This is a genomic window from Haloactinospora alba, assembly GCF_006717075.1.
Classification (GTDB): domain Bacteria; phylum Actinomycetota; class Actinomycetes; order Streptosporangiales; family Streptosporangiaceae; genus Haloactinospora; species Haloactinospora alba.
The window spans coordinates 3,506,944-3,521,144 of the sequence record NZ_VFQC01000001.1; the positions used below are offsets into that span (position 1 = coordinate 3,506,944).

Here is a 14,201-nt window from a genome sequence, read left to right on the forward strand (position 1 = left end):
GGCCGAGACCCGTACTCTCCGGACGGACTGATGGCATGACTCACGCAACCGAGCGAGGGGAAACAGGTTGAACGCGGACACGCCACCGGACATCCCCCGCCCCTACTCCGAGGTCCGGCGGCGGTTGCCGGGCACCGCCCTGATCAACGTCAGGCCGGGGCTGAGCCTGGAGACCATGCACGTACCCGGCCCCTCCCCGGCGCTGGTACTGGTCCACGGCGGCCTGGGGAACCTGTGGAACTTCTATCCCCAGCTCGACAGGTTCGCGGGCCACCGTGAGCTGGTCGCCTACTCACTGGCTGGCAACGGCCGTTCCGAGGACCGCGCCCAGCACAGCCTCTCGGGGCATGTGCGGGACCTGGCCGAGCTACTGGCCGCCCTCGACGTGGCACGGCCGGTCGTCGTCGGCTGGAGTTACGGCACCGCCGTCGCGCTGGAGTACGCCAAGAACCATCCCGTCTCGGGACTGGTTCTCACGGCGGGCGGGGCGTTCGGGCTGACCCCGGTATGGGAGCTGCCACTGCTGAAACTGGTCACCGCCCTGCGTCTCTACCGGGTGCTCCCGGGTGGTGCCGCGCTTCGGTCCCTCGCCAAGCGCACCATGCTGCATCCCGACAGCCCGGACTCGCTGGCCGCCGACATGGTGCGGTCCAACCCGCTGCCTCGCCGGGCGTCCGCGTGGCGGACGGTGACCGACGCGTTCTGGGGCTACGACGGCCGGGACGGCCTGGACGCGATCACGTGCCCGACGTTGGTCGCGCACGGTTCCGCGGACCGGGTGGTCCCTCGGGAAGCCGCGCGGCGTACCGCGGAGCTGCTTCCCCGCGGGGAGTTCCACGAGCTGGACCGCTCGGGCCACGTCACGGTGGCGGAGCAGCCCGAGGCGTTCGGCGCGCTGGTCGACTCGGTGGTAAACCGGGTGTGAGCGCTCCCCGCTGCTGGCACGTCAGGAACCGCCCTCAAGGCAGTACGTGTCCCCAGTATCCAGAGGGCCGAGCACGCCGAATACCACCTCCCGTGTGACCTGCCCCCACCGGCGAAGTGCGGAAAGCCACTCCCGCTGTATTGTCCGTGTCCGGACATCACGGCCCGAAGCCCTTCCCTCTCCTGACTGGCGGGGAGGACGCTGCGCGTGACGTCGCCTCCCGCCGACCGCAACACACGCTTGGAGAGGCTATGCCTCCTGAAACTGCTACCACCTCTGAACAGGAGCGCCAGCGCATGGTCGACGCCCTGGTGCGTGAGAGGGCGAACCTGGGCATGGATGTGCTGCTCCCCGAGGTCGAGGACGCGCTCCGAACCGTACCGCGCGAGTGCTTCGTACCCGGCCTCCCCTTGGCCGACTCCTACGACCAGCATCAGGCAGTAGTGACCAAACGCGCCCCGGACACGGACATGGCACTCAGTTCCGTCTCGGCGCCCAGCATCATCGCGACCATGCTGAACCGCGCCGACCTGCGCCCCGGCCAACGCGTGCTGGAGATCGGTTCGGGAGGCTACAACGCCGCGCTGATCCGCCACATGATCGGCGATGAGGGGAAGGTGACCTCCATCGATATCGATCCCGAGGTCATCGCCCGCGCCGAAGGATGTCTGAGAGAAGCCGGAACCGACCACGTCCACCTGGCGGTTGCCGACGGTGAACACGGTTTCCCCGCTCACGCGCCCTACGAGCGCATCATCGTCACCGCCGGAGCCTGGGACGTTCCGCCGACCTGGGATGACCAGCTCGCTGCTGGCGGCCGGTTGGTGGTTCCCATGCGGGTGCGCGGCCTGACCCGCTGCTTGACCCTGGAGCGTGGCAGCCTTCCTGGCTGGTGGCGCTGCCTGGAGGTGGACATGTGCGGATTCGTGCGTATGCGGGGTTCCGGCGAGCATTGGGAACGCATGCCGCTGCTGCACGAACGGGAGGGGGAACGGGTCGGACTGCGTCTGGAGGACGGCCCGCGGGTGGATACCGAGTCCCTGCGCGCGTCCCTGGAACAGGAGGCGGTGACCCTCTGGGCGGATGCGAGCGTGCGCGCTGACGAGCCCACTGACGGCCAGGACTTGTATCTGGCCTGCCAGGCCGACGGGTGGGCGCTGCTGACGGCCCAGCGCGGCGCGATCGCATCCGGACTTCTCCGTCCCGTGGTGCTGTCCGGAACTCCGGCGCTGGTCGACGAGGACGGCACCGGCTTCGCCTACCGGACTCTGCGCCGCAGTCCCCACGACCAGGACCGTTGGGAGTTCGGCGCGACCGGTCACGGGCCCCACGCCCACCAGAACGCCCAGGCCATGGTCGACCTGATCGAGGCCTGGGACCGCGATCGCCAGGAGCACCCCAGCCCCCGCATCGACCTCGTACCGGCTTCCACTCCGCTCGAAGACGTGCCGACAGGCCGTGTCGTGACCAAGCGACACACCCGCATGGTCCTGAACTGGACCAGCCGCACCCCGCAGCCGAGCTGCGCTGCGGACGGCAGCTGAGGTGTCCTGGCCTGGTGGGAGGTCGTGGAAGGAACCGGACCGGAACCTGATGTCCCTGTAGGGAGCAAACCCAGGTGTTCGAAGACCTCTGATGGGTGCGACTTCGGGAAGCTGGCGGGGCACCTCGGGCTGGGTAGAGTAGGAGCGAGAATAGGTAGAGGGGTCTCCCCGTACTCGGGAGAGGCCCCTCGTTCTGGTGAGTCAAAGGTCGCTCAGGAACGCCGTCCACGCAGCCGCTGGGAACGTAAGGTATCCAGCGTCCGGGTTCTGAGAGTCGCGTACAGCCGCTCCTGCGGGAAGTTCGGCGACCTCAACACAGTTGTTACGGTCGCTGTAGCTGCTCTTGCGAAACTCCAGGTCATCAATGCTGGGGAATAGGTTCATGTCGACTTCCTAGAGGAGATCCTTCAGGATCTGAATCGATGCCTCAGGATACCTGCCCGAGGTTCGTACGTGATCAAACAACTTACGGTACCGGTCTACCTCATCAGGTTCTTCGAGGTACAACCCGTCAGTGTCAGTCTCCAAGTAGACGACGGGGTTCACACCCTCGGCGAAGTCCATCAGGACGAAGGGGCCCTTGAGTCCGGCATGCATCCCGGATGCGAACGGTAGTACTTGGATCGTGACCGTGTTGTCGGCTTCGGCCATGTCGATCAGATGCTGAATTTGCTCTGTAAAGACTTCGCCTGCGCCTTGGAAACGGCGCAGTGCCGCTTCGTCGATGACCGCCCAGAGTTCTGGAGCATCCGGCTCCTGAAGGATCGCCTGTCGCCGCTGCCTGGTCTCGATAGCGCGCTCAATGTCCAGCGGGTTCCGGCGCAGACCAGCCCGCAGGAGGATGTCCACGTATCCCGGTGTCTGCAGCAATCCTGGGACCATGGCGAGTTCGTATGTGTGGATGCGGGAGGCTTCGGCTTCGAAACTGGGGAACTCGTCGGTGAACACGTCACTGTACTTTGACCACCATCCCCGGTCCCGCGCCTGTCGAGTGAGGTTCAGGATCTCCTCGCGGCGCCGTTCGTCATCGACACCGTAGGTGTCCAGCAGGCCACGAACTTCCATGATGGCTGGGTAGAGCCGTACACCTGTCTCAAGGTTGCTGATTTTTCCCATCGACCACTCAGTGGCCTCGGCAACCTCCTCGATGCTCATGCTCGCCTCTTGGCGCGCCTTCTTCAGCTCTGCGGACAGACGCCGACGGCGGATGGACTGCCGCTGTTCAGCCATGGTTTCTCCTGCGCTTCGCTCGTCCCCCTGGATGCTACGGGCGGTCTGTGAACTACGCGAACGCGGCATAGTGAAACTTTCTTCTCTGAAGATTAGCTCTCTGAATGGATAATAAGTAAAGCATCTCTGTGTGAAGGATTGAAAACCTGAAGATTCAGGTGCACGATAAGAGGTGACCTATTCTCGCCGCCCCATCTGGTGGGCGGTCCGATCACACGAGGTGAGCTATGCGTAACCTCGCGTCCCTATGGGCGCTGTTCGTCCTGCTGATCATTGCCGTTGTGGCGCCAGCCCGTAGCCGCAACCACGTCCGTCCCCCGGTAGAGGAGCCCACCCCCTCGGGGGTTCCGCACCGAACCGTGAGCCACGATCACGTTCGGCCGTCCACCCCGGAACCAGCTCCACTCGTGGCGACGTGGGACCCACCTCCCGAACCCGAGTGGTTGGATCCCACCGAGACCGATCCCGTACGTCCCTACGTGACCCAGCACGAACGACACCGCCAAGTCCAGGAACGGGAGGAAGCAGCGCAGCACTGCCCGGCCTGCGGCGCTGCCACCACACCCGATCCCACCCCGCCGGCGCATGGCGACGGGCTGGACGATGTCCGCGCGGAACTCTCCCCGCTGGTGCGCCAGTGGCTGGCCCAGCGCGAGGAGAAGAGCACTGTGGGAGTGGTTCGGTGAGCATCCCCGAGAGCTGGCCCGCCCCGCTGTTGCGGCCCGGTGATGTCGCCGAGGCCTTCGGCGTGACCACCTCCACCATCAACACCTGGGTACGCTACGGCCACCTGACCCCGGCACTGGTCACCCCGGGCGGGCACCGCCGCTTCCTCCCCGAACAGGTTCAAGACCTCATAGCCGCCACCAACCATGCAGGGGGTGACCAGGCGTGAACCTCACCCCGCAGGAACGCCGCGAACTACTCGACCTGCTGGACCAGCTCACCCAGGCCATGGACGACAACACCCTCTGGCCCGGCCAGCTCCGCGACACCCTGCTGGAACTCCGCACCCGCGTACGCACCTGGCTCGGCGACCAAACCGAAGAACCGAGGGCACCCGGACTCTGATCCCACCCCACCACGACCACTAACTGTTCGCTCAGGTCCCGCATCCGGCACCCTCCCCCGGATGCGGGACCCGCCCGCGCGAGCGGCGACACGCGCGGGCGGGAAACAGGACCGCCACCACCACACCGCATATTCTCTTCGTGACCGATTCGCCACAATAAGCAACTTCCTGTCCACGGCGTGCCACGTCCGCGCGGCACCGCCCCGGACCACCTGACCCCGTGGCCACACCCGAAGAGATGACACAATGGCGGCCTTTCTCTACCACCTCGGCAGGTTCTGCAGTCGGCACTACTGGCTCGTCGCCGCTGTATGGCTCGTGCTGCTCGCGTGCCTGGCCGTGGCGGCCTGGGCGTTCCGCGTCCCCACCAACGACTCGTTCACCATCCCCGGCACCGAGTCCCAGCAGACCGTGGACATGCTTCAGGAGCGGTTCCCCGACCGCAGCGGCGGCAACGCCATCGCCGTGTTCCACGCGCCCGACGGTGAGGACATCACCACCGGCGACCGCCCGGACGCCGTCCAGGACACCGTCGCCGACATCCGCGACATCGACGGCGTCTCCTCGGTCACCGACCCGTTCGAGCTGTACGAGCAGGGCTACCAGCAGGCCCTGAGCAGTGACGAGCTGCGTCAGAGCATGATCGAACAGGGTGTGGCCCAGGCCCAGCGGGACAACCCCGGCCTGGACGAGGAGACCGCGCGCTCCCAGGTCGAACCCCGGGTGGACCAGCAGCTGGAACAGGGCGAGTTGCCCGAGGAGGTCCGTGACGAGGTCCGCGCGGACGTCCTGGAGGAGATCGACCTGTTCTCCGGGGACCGCACCACCGCGATGGCCCAGGTGCAGTTCGCCGAGCCCGACGCCGAGGTGGCCCCCCGCACCGTGGACGACCTCCTCGACTCGGGCGACCCCGCCGAGGACGCCGGGCTGCGCGTGGAGTACAGCGGGCAGGCGATCACGGTCACCGACGTGGCCGGCATCCACGGCGGGGAGAGCGTCGGCCTGGCGGTCGCCCTGGTGATCCTGGTCCTGAACTTCGGCGGGCTGGTCGCCGCCGCCATCCCGATCGTCAACGCCCTCGCGGGAACCGGTGCGGGGATCGCGCTCGTGTACGCGCTCTCGCACGTACTGGACCTCACCAGCACCGCCCCGCTGCTGGCGGTGATGCTCGGCATCGCGGTCGGGATCGACTACAGCCTGTTCGTGCTGTCGCGGCACCGGCAGCAGCTCGTGGAGGGCATCCCGCCGGGCGAGTCCACCAGGCGCGCCATCGGCACCGCCGGCAGCGCCGTGGTGTTCGCCGGTGTCACCGTGGTGATCGCGCTGCTGGGCCTGTCCATCGTCCGCATCCCGTTTCTGACCGTGATGGGGGTGGCCGCCGCCATCACGGTGGCCGGGTCGGTCCTCGTGGCGATCACCCTGCTGCCGGCCCTGTTGGGACTGCTGGGCCACCACGTCCGGTCGCTGCGGGTACCCGGCCTGGGGAGGCGCGCGGAGAGGGCGCTGACCTCGGAGAACACCCTGGGTGCGCGCTGGGCCCGCACCGTCACCCGACACCCGGTGGTGCCGATCGCGGCGGTACTGGTGATCGTGGTGCTGTGCTTCCTGCCGGTGCGGGACATGCGCCTGGGCCTGCCGACCGACGAGTCCAGCTCCCCGGACAGCACCCAGCACCAGGCCTACGACATCATCACCGAGGAGTACGGGGAGGGCTACAACGCCTTCCTGCTGGTCACGGTGAGCAACACCGGCGGTGGGGACGTGACCGGGGCGGCGGAGGACGTCGCCGACCGGCTGGGGGACCTGGACCGGGTCACCACCGTGCAGACCCCGGTGTACAACGACGGCGCCGACACCGCCATCGTCACCGTGATCCCCGACGACGGCCCCTCCGCCGAGAGCACGCAGGAGCTGCTGCACGACGTGCGTGACCTGCGCCCGGACCTGCAGGACAGCACCGGCGCCCGGATCGCCGTCACCGGCGCCACGGCGACCAGTATCGACACCTCCCAGCGGATCGCCGAGGCCATGCCGCTGTTCCTCGCGGTCGTGGTCGGGTTGGCGTTCCTGCTGCTGATGGCGGTGTTCCGGTCCCTGCTCGTGCCGCTCAAGGCCGCGCTGGGCTTCGTGTTCAGCATGGGCGCGGCGCTGGGTGCCACCGTGGCGGTGTTCCAGTGGGGCCACGGGAGCTCGCTACTGGGTGTGACCTCCACCGAGACCCTGCTGTCGTTCCTGCCGATCCTGCTCATCGGCACCCTGTTCGGTCTCGCCATGGACTACGAGGTGTTCCTGGTCAGCCGCATGCGCGAGGACTACGTGCACGGCAGCGAGCCGCGCCGGGCCGTGGTGGACGGGTTCCGGTCCGGGGCGCGGGTGGTGGTCTCGGCCGCCGTCATCATGGCGGCGGTGTTCGCGTCGTTCGTGTTCAGCGACAACACCACCATCCAGCCGGTCGCGTTCGCGCTGGCCGTCGGCGTCCTCATCGACGCGTTCCTGATCCGGATGACGCTGGTCCCGGCGGTGATGGCGCTGTTCGGCAGGGCCTCGTGGTGGCTCCCGCGCTGGTTGGACCGTGCCCTACCCAACATCGACATCGAGGGCGAGTCGCTGCGCGGCGGCGGTGGCGACGAACGCTCCGACGCCCCCACCGGACGGGGCTGAGCGCCGGTTTCCCGGGGCCGGTGAGATAACGCACCGGCCCTCCCCACCCTGGGTTCGCCCCGCCTGTGATAAAAAGTTTGGTAAGCCAAACATAGAAGGTCGCTGAGCTTAACCCAGCGGTGTGTGCCCGCCCCCGCACCACGCGTGCCGGGCACGTCCCCCACACGACGCCCTCGGAGGTCACCGGTGGTACGCACCACCCCGCCAGACAACACCACGCCCCCGGACGGGAAGCCGCGGTCGAGTCCGACCCGCGCCCGCACCGGGGCCGCGCTGCTCGGTCCCGCCTTCGTCGCCGCCATCGCCTACGTCGACCCGGGCAACGTCGCCACCAACGTCGCCGCCGGCGCCCAGTACGGCTACCTGCTGGTGTGGGTGATCCTCGCCGCGAACCTCATGGCGTTCCTGGTGCAGTACCTCTCCGCGAAGTTCAGCCTGGTCACCGGGCAGTCCCTGCCGGAGGCGCTGCGCACCCGCCTGCCGCGCGGCTCCCGCATCGCCTACTGGGCCCAGGCCGAGCTCGTGGCCATGGCCACCGACCTCGCCGAGGTACTGGGCGGGGCCATCGCCCTGAACCTCCTGTTCGACCTCCCCCTGATCCTCGGCGGGACCATCACCGGCGTCGTCTCGCTCGGGCTGCTGGCCGTGCAGAACCGGTTCGGCCAGCGCCCCTTCGAACGCGCCATCGCCGGGATGCTCCTGGTGATCGCCATCGGGTTCGTCGCCGGGCTGTTCGTGGAGCCGCCGTCCCTGGCCGGGACCCTCGGCGGTACGGTCCCGCGCTTCTCCGGTACCCAGAGCGTGCTGCTCGCGGCCGGGATGCTCGGGGCGACCGTGATGCCCCACGCCGTGTACCTGCACTCCTCCCTCGCGCGCGACCGGCACGGTGTACAGGGAGGAAGCCGGCTCACCCGGCTGCTGAGAGCCAACAAGTACGACGTCGGGCTGGCGATGCTCATCGCCGGGACGGTCAACCTCGCCATGGTGCTGCTCGCCGCGAGCGCGCTGCGCGGCATCGACACCGGGGAGTCGCTCTCCGGCGCGCACGCCGCCGTGTCCGGCAACCTCGGCGCCGTCGTCGGCCTGCTGTTCGCGGTCGGACTGCTCGTCTCCGGCCTCTCCTCCACCGCCGTGGGGTGCTACGCCGGCGCCGTGGTGATGGACGGCCTGCTGCGGCGGCGGATACCGCTGCTGGCGCGGCGGGTCATCACCCTGGCACCCGGCCTTCTGGTGCTGGCGGCGGGGCTCGACCCCACCCGCGCCCTCGTGATCTCCCAGGTCGTCCTGTCGTTCGGCATCCCGTTCGCGCTGGTCCCGCTGGTGGTGCTCACCGCCAGACGCGACGTGATGGGAAGCCACGTCAGCCGCCCCGCGGTCACCGTGCTGGCCACGGCCACCGCCGCGGCGGTCGTGGCGCTCAACGCCGCCCTGATCGTCCTCACCCTCACCGACGCGGCGTGAGAACGTCCCTGGCGGCGGCGGTGGCCCCGTTCAACAGGCGCTGCGGGCCGCCGCCACCACCGCGCCGGGTCTCGGGTTGACCATAGTGGTGGAACCGACCACCACGGTGGGCACCGTCTCGTCCCCGCCGGTGATCTCGCGGACCCGGCCCGCGGCGGAGGCGTCCTCCCAGATGTTGGTCTCGCGCAGCGGAAGCGGCAGCCGGCGCAACCGCAGCCCCAGCCGCAGCGCGTAGCAGAACGGGCAGCCGGGGCGCCAGTAGACGCGCACCTCGTCGGCCTCACCAGCCACGGCCCACACCTCCTCCCAGTCCTCGGGTGGAGCCTCCCATACTCGCCGCCGCCGCACCGCAGCACAACCGTCCCGGCGACGCGGCGGACCCGCGCCACCGCCCGGCGGTGTCACAGGTCGTCCAGGGCCGCGGTGACGGCGCGGTGGAACGTGGGGAACGCGCACATCATCGACCGCAGCCGCCCGGTCGGCACCCGGGCGTGCACCGCCACCGACAGCGCTCCCAGGACCTCTCCCCCGCTCGGCCCGGCCGAGGTCGCGCCGAGGAGCACCCCCTCCTCGGCGTCGGCCACCAGCTTCACGAACCCGTCGTTTCCCGCCTTGTGGATGAAACCGCGCGCGGTGTCGGGAAGGCGCACCGTCGCGGTGCGCACGGAGCGCGCCTCCTCCCGCGCCCGCGCCTCGGTCATCCCGACCGCGCCGACCTCGGGGTCGGTGAAGGTGACGCGCGGCACGGCGTGGTACTCCGCCTCCGACGGGGACTGCCCCAGGATGTCGGCCGCCGCGATCCCCGCCTGGTACACGGCCACGTGGGTGAACGCCCCCTTGCCGGTGACGTCGCCCACCGCCCACACACCCGGCGCGGCGCGCATGCGGCCGTCGACCGGCACGGCGCGGGCGTCCGGGTCGATACCGACCCGTTCCACACCCAGCGGGCCGAGGTCCGCCCGCCGCCCGGTGGACACCAGCAGCTCCGCGGCACGCAGCCGCTCCCCGCCGGTAGTGACGGCGAACACGCGGCCGTCGTGGGACACCCGCTCCGCACGGGTCCCGGTACGCACCGCCACCCCCTCGCGCCGCAGCACCCCCGCCAGGAGTTCGCTGGACTCCGGTTCCTCCCTGCTGAGCGGCCGGTCGGAGCCCTCCAGGACGGTGACCTCGGAACCGAACCGCGCGAACACCTGGGCCAGCTCCATCCCGATCGCGCCGCCCCCGATGACGCACAGCGAGTCCGGGACCGTCGTGGCCTCGATCGCCTCGTGGTTGGTCCAGTAGGGGGTGTCGTCCAGGCCGGGGATCGGCGGGATGTCGGGAACACCACCGGTGGCGATCACGACGCCGATCCGCGCCTCGAACTCCCGCTTGTCCTCGCCGTCCACCACCACCCGGTTCGGGCCGCCGAACCTGCCGCGGCCGCGCACGAACCACCCTCCGGTGTCGCGGAACCGCCGCACCGCGCCGCTGTCGTCCCAGTCGTCGGTGGCCTCCTTGCGTACCCGGCGTGCGACCGGCGACCAGTCCGGGGCCAGGGTGCTCGCCCCGGCGAGTTCCGGAACCCGCCGCCCCTCCGCCAACGCGTCGGCGGCCCGCACCATCATCTTGCTGGGGATGCAGCCCCAGTACGGGCACTCCCCGCCCAGCAGCGCGGACTCCACCCCGACCACGGTCAAGCCGGAGGTCGCCAGCTCGTTGGCGAGGAACTCGCCGCCCGGCCCCATGCCGAGCACCACGACGTCCACGGATTCGGCCACCGTTCCCCCTCGCGTCGGCTGCCGGCCGCCCAGCGGCCCCGGACACTCTCCCCCATCATCGGCGCTGGGAGCGCCGAGAGCACGAGGAGACACGGCGCGGCGGCCAAGCGGGTGGCCGCGCGGGAACGAACGCGCCCCGCGCCCGTCGCGGAGCGGCGCGGGAACGGCTACCATCGCGCCGAACAGTGGGATTCCGGCCGTAACGCCCGCCACACGCGCAGAGAATGAACCACCGTCCCCCTCGGAAAACCGAACAAGGAGAACGGTCGTGCCATGGGTCAGGTAGCAACAGTCCAATCCCGGCGCCCCCACCTGGTGTGGCGCCTCTCGGCCGTCACCGCCCTGGCTCTGCTGGTCTGGCTCGGGCGGGGGTGGATGTCCGACCACCTCTACGACGGCCTCTCCCCGTTGGGCCGGCACACCGTGAACGCCGTCGTCACCTGCCTCCTCACCGTCGTCCTGGTTCTCGCCGCACGGCGCTACCTGGACCGGCGCCCCTGGTCGGGCCTGCGGCTCACCGGACCGCGCGCAGCGTGGTGGCCGTTCACCGTCGGGGCCCTCTCCTGGCTGGTGCCCGCCGCGGCCGGCACGGCGCTGTGCCTCGCCCTCGGCTGGTCCGGTATCGACGTGCGCTCCTCCCCGGGCGAGGCCGTCGGGGCGGTGGCGCTGCTCCTCGTGCTGGTGCTGGTCTTCGAGGCGTTCCCGGAAGAACTGCTCTTCCGGGGCTACCTCCACCGCAACCTGAGCGCGTCCGTGGCGCCGTGGCTGGCGGTGCTCGGCCAGGCGCTGCTGTTCACCCTGTTCGGCACCACCCTGTGGGTGGTCTCCTCCGGGTGGGACGTGCTGGTGGAACGCTCCGTGATCTTCTTCGGGATGGCGGTCTCCATCGGGTGCCTGCGGGTGATCACCGGCAACGTGTGGGCGTGTGTCGGCTACCACCTGGCGTTCCAGGTGGTAGCGCAGTTCCTGCTCGGCGGGAGGTACGCCGAGGTCGACATCACCGGGGAGGGGGCGCTCACCCTGGCCACGTTCGCCGCCGCCCTCACCGCCGCACCGGCGGTGGCGGCGCTGCTCACGCGGTCCTCCGAGAACTGGCGAACCCCGGAACCCGACGAGTCCCCGTCCTCCGTCTGACGGCCGCGGGCGAAGCGGTGCTCGCGCCCCGCCCGCGCACGAACGGCGGGCCGCCGGATCCGCTCCGACGACCCGCCGCGTTGCGCGGAGTCCCACCTCAGCGGGGCAGTGTTCCGCTGAGTTCCCGGTGCAGGGCGGCACTGGACGCGTTCAGGCCGGTGATCTCCACCTCGATGTCGTTGCGGCTGAACTTCTCCGTCGCGTGGTCCAGCGCGGCCACCGCGGAGGAGTCCCACACGTGCGCCCCGGACAGGTCGATCGTGACGTGGTCGATGTTCTCCTCGTTGTAGTCGAACTGCCACACGATCTCGTTGCTGGACGCGAAGAACAGCTCACCGTGCACGAAGTACACCCGTGCTCCCCCCTCCGGGTCGAGGACGCTGGTGACCTCCGTCAGGTGCGCCGCGCGGCGGGCGAAGACCACCATCGAGGTGATCACCCCGACGAACACCCCGAGGGCGAGGTTGTGCGTGGCCACGACCACCCCGAAGGTCACCACCATCACGAAGGTCTCGCTCCACGGCATGCGGCGCAGCGTTCCCGGGTGGACGCTGTGCCAGTCCATCGTCGTGATGGACACGTAGATCATCACCGCCACCAGCGCGGCCACCGGGATCGCGGCGACCGGCTCGCTGAGCACCACGACCAGCAGCAGCAGGAACACACCGGCCAGGAACGTGGAGGCCCTGGTGCGCGCCTTGGACTTGACGTTGATCACGGTCGGGCCCACCGTGGCGCAGCCCGCCATGCCGCCGAAGAAACCGGTGATGATGTTGGCGATCCCCTGGCCGCGGGCCTCCTTGCCCTTGTCGGAGCGGGTGTCGGTCATCTCGTCCACCAGCTTGGCGGTCATCAGGGACTCCATCAGCCCCGCCAGGGCGAGCGTGAACGCCACCGGCGCGATGGTCTGCAGTGTCTCCAGCGTCAGCGGGACGTCCGGCACGATCGGCACGGGGAACGCCTCCGGCAGGTGGCCCATCTCGCCGACCGTGGGCATGCTGAGGCCGCCGCCCCAGGCGGCCGCCGTGATGACGACGATGGACACCAGCGGGGCGGGGATCGCCCTGGTGAGTTTCGGCAGGACGGCGATGACCGCCAGCCCCACACCGATCAGGCTGTAGACCACCCAGCCGTCGCCCGCGAAGTGCGGAACCTGGGCGGTGAAGATCAGCACGGCCAGCGCGTTGACGAACCCGGTCATGACGCTGGGCGGCACGAACCGCATCAGTTTGGCGACACCGACCATTCCCAGCACCGCCTGGAACACGCCGGCCAGGATGGTGGCGGCCAGGATGTAGTCCAGGCCGTGTTCCTGCCCCAACGGGGCGACGATCAGCGTCATGGCGGCGGTCGCAGACGAGATCATCGCGGGCCGCCCGCCCAGTAAGGCGGTCGTGACCGCCATGGTGAATGTCGCGTAGAGCCCCACGCGGGGGTCGACACCGGCGATGATTGAGAACGATATAGCGTTCGGTATCAACGCCAGGGCCACGACCAGGCCGGACAGCGCTTCGGTGCGCAGCACCGACAGAGTGGAGAGGGTGGCCTGCGGCCACGTCAACTTCTGCGTGGTCATGACGCCGCTCGCTTTCGGACAGCTCGGGTGGGACCGCGGAGCGGTGCGTACACCCTGGGGTCAGGCTGAAGGGACTCCGGGACACAGGCGGGGCGCGAGCTGAACGTACGGGTGCGGGAAAGGGATCAGCCCCGCGGTAAAAGGTGACCTGACGAGTCCACGTGTTGTCCGCGCCCCGGCGACGCCGCCACAGCCCCTGGGGGGCAGAACGGCGACCCAGTGGTCACGGATGGAAAAAGCGAAGGCGAACTTCGCACATCATCGCGAAGTTCTCAACATACCGACACTACCCACAGGCTGGCGAACCGGTCACGTATTCCCGGCTGAGAGGGTACTCACAGCCGGTGGTGGACCGGGGACTCCCCGACCTGGGGTACTACACATCTGACGGACACGCTGCGCCGTCGCAACGGAACGTTCCGGGGCACTTTCCCACGGGTGCCAGCCACCCCACAAGAGTCTGCGCCACACCGAAACGAGCGCTCCGGGGAACGGGCCTCACGACTGCCAGGACGGGTCGTAGTCCGGGTGCGTGTCGTAGATCGCCGCCAGGTGCTCCAGCGCCTGGCGCCACGCGTGCAGCGCCGCCCACGTGTCGCTCCCGTCCGCCTGGCCGCTCCCGTCGCCCATGGCCGCCACACACGCGCGGTAGGTCTCGGTGTAGCTCTGGAGGATCCTCCGCTTCGCCGCGACGTCCGCCCGCGCCCGCTGCGGACCCCCGGTCGCCCGGGAAGCCGCGTGCGCCGCGCGTTCGTCCTCGTACAGCCGGGCGTCCAGAAACTCCACGATGGTCACGAACACACTCCTTCCGAGGCCGCGCGCCCTTGGCGAACCC

14 protein-coding genes are annotated in these 14,201 nt (G+C 69.6%); 8 read left to right on the forward strand and 6 right to left on the reverse strand.

The genetic code is table 11. From position 1 onward, the window contains the following. Positions 1-67: 67 nt before the first annotated feature. Entirely contained in the window at positions 68-925 is an 858-nt protein-coding gene (locus tag FHX37_RS15870; RefSeq protein ID WP_141924633.1) for an alpha/beta fold hydrolase, read from the forward strand. Positions 926-1,176: 251 nt separating this feature from the next. Beyond that, positions 1,177-2,469 carry a methyltransferase, FxLD system gene (gene fxlM, locus FHX37_RS15875; protein WP_141924634.1) on the forward strand — a complete coding sequence of 431 codons (1,293 nt, stop codon included), beginning with the start codon at positions 1,177-1,179 and terminating at the stop codon, positions 2,467-2,469. A 201-nt stretch (positions 2,470-2,670) separates the two neighbouring features. Here fxlM and FHX37_RS15880 read toward each other — a convergent pair whose 3' ends face one another. Together FHX37_RS15880 and FHX37_RS15885 are read right to left on the reverse strand one after the other, a co-directional pair. Next, complete coding sequence (locus FHX37_RS15880; protein ID WP_141924635.1) at positions 2,671-2,853, reverse strand: DUF397 domain-containing protein; 183 nt, start codon at positions 2,851-2,853, stop codon at positions 2,671-2,673. A gap of 9 nt (positions 2,854-2,862) precedes the next feature. After that, positions 2,863-3,699 carry a helix-turn-helix domain-containing protein gene (locus FHX37_RS15885; RefSeq protein ID WP_141924636.1) on the reverse strand — a complete coding sequence of 279 codons (837 nt, stop codon included), beginning with the start codon at positions 3,697-3,699 and terminating at the stop codon, positions 2,863-2,865. Between the two features lie 227 nt (positions 3,700-3,926). On the opposite strand from FHX37_RS15885, the gene FHX37_RS15890 reads away from it, so the two are divergent. The 5 genes from FHX37_RS15890 (at position 3,927) to FHX37_RS15910 (ending at position 8,893) form a co-directional block, all read left to right on the forward strand. Continuing rightward, positions 3,927-4,385 (forward strand): hypothetical protein, encoded by a 459-nt coding sequence (locus FHX37_RS15890; protein WP_141924637.1) that lies wholly within the window; start codon positions 3,927-3,929, stop codon positions 4,383-4,385. Further along, complete coding sequence (locus tag FHX37_RS15895; protein ID WP_211351849.1) at positions 4,382-4,594, forward strand: MerR family DNA-binding transcriptional regulator; 213 nt, start codon at positions 4,382-4,384, stop codon at positions 4,592-4,594. The genes FHX37_RS15890 and FHX37_RS15895 overlap by 4 nt, the downstream gene beginning before the upstream one ends. Continuing rightward, entirely contained in the window at positions 4,591-4,770 is a 180-nt protein-coding gene (locus FHX37_RS15900) for a hypothetical protein (RefSeq protein WP_141924638.1), read from the forward strand. The genes FHX37_RS15895 and FHX37_RS15900 overlap by 4 nt, the downstream gene beginning before the upstream one ends. Before the next feature lie 247 nt (positions 4,771-5,017). Beyond that, on the forward strand, positions 5,018-7,432 hold the full coding sequence (locus tag FHX37_RS15905) for an MMPL family transporter (protein ID WP_141924639.1): 2,415 nt from the start codon (positions 5,018-5,020) through the stop codon (positions 7,430-7,432). 186 nt (positions 7,433-7,618) lie between these two features. Further along, positions 7,619-8,893 carry an Nramp family divalent metal transporter gene (locus FHX37_RS15910; protein ID WP_141924640.1) on the forward strand — a complete coding sequence of 425 codons (1,275 nt, stop codon included), beginning with the start codon at positions 7,619-7,621 and terminating at the stop codon, positions 8,891-8,893. A 30-nt stretch (positions 8,894-8,923) separates the two neighbouring features. On the opposite strand, the gene FHX37_RS15915 is transcribed toward FHX37_RS15910, so the two are convergent. Together FHX37_RS15915 and FHX37_RS15920 are read right to left on the reverse strand one after the other, a co-directional pair. After that, the gene (locus tag FHX37_RS15915) at positions 8,924-9,184 is read right to left on the reverse strand and encodes a glutaredoxin family protein (protein ID WP_170181599.1); all 261 of its coding nucleotides are present in this window, start codon (positions 9,182-9,184) and stop codon (positions 8,924-8,926) included. Between the two features lie 110 nt (positions 9,185-9,294). Beyond that, positions 9,295-10,656, reverse strand: a complete 1,362-nt coding sequence (locus FHX37_RS15920; protein WP_141924641.1) for a dihydrolipoyl dehydrogenase family protein — start codon at positions 10,654-10,656, stop codon at positions 9,295-9,297. Between the two features lie 273 nt (positions 10,657-10,929). On the opposite strand from FHX37_RS15920, the gene FHX37_RS15925 reads away from it, so the two are divergent. Further along, positions 10,930-11,790, forward strand: coding sequence for a CPBP family intramembrane glutamic endopeptidase (locus FHX37_RS15925; protein WP_246062317.1), 861 nt, complete (start codon positions 10,930-10,932; stop codon positions 11,788-11,790). A gap of 97 nt (positions 11,791-11,887) precedes the next feature. Here the strand turns inward: FHX37_RS15925 and FHX37_RS15930 are convergent, their stop codons facing one another. Further along, positions 11,888-13,366 carry a SulP family inorganic anion transporter gene (locus tag FHX37_RS15930; RefSeq protein WP_141924642.1) on the reverse strand — a complete coding sequence of 493 codons (1,479 nt, stop codon included), beginning with the start codon at positions 13,364-13,366 and terminating at the stop codon, positions 11,888-11,890. Positions 13,367-13,864: 498 nt separating this feature from the next. Next, the gene (locus FHX37_RS15935; RefSeq protein ID WP_141924643.1) at positions 13,865-14,161 is read right to left on the reverse strand and encodes a DUF6221 family protein; all 297 of its coding nucleotides are present in this window, start codon (positions 14,159-14,161) and stop codon (positions 13,865-13,867) included. Positions 14,162-14,201: the final 40 nt, after the last annotated feature.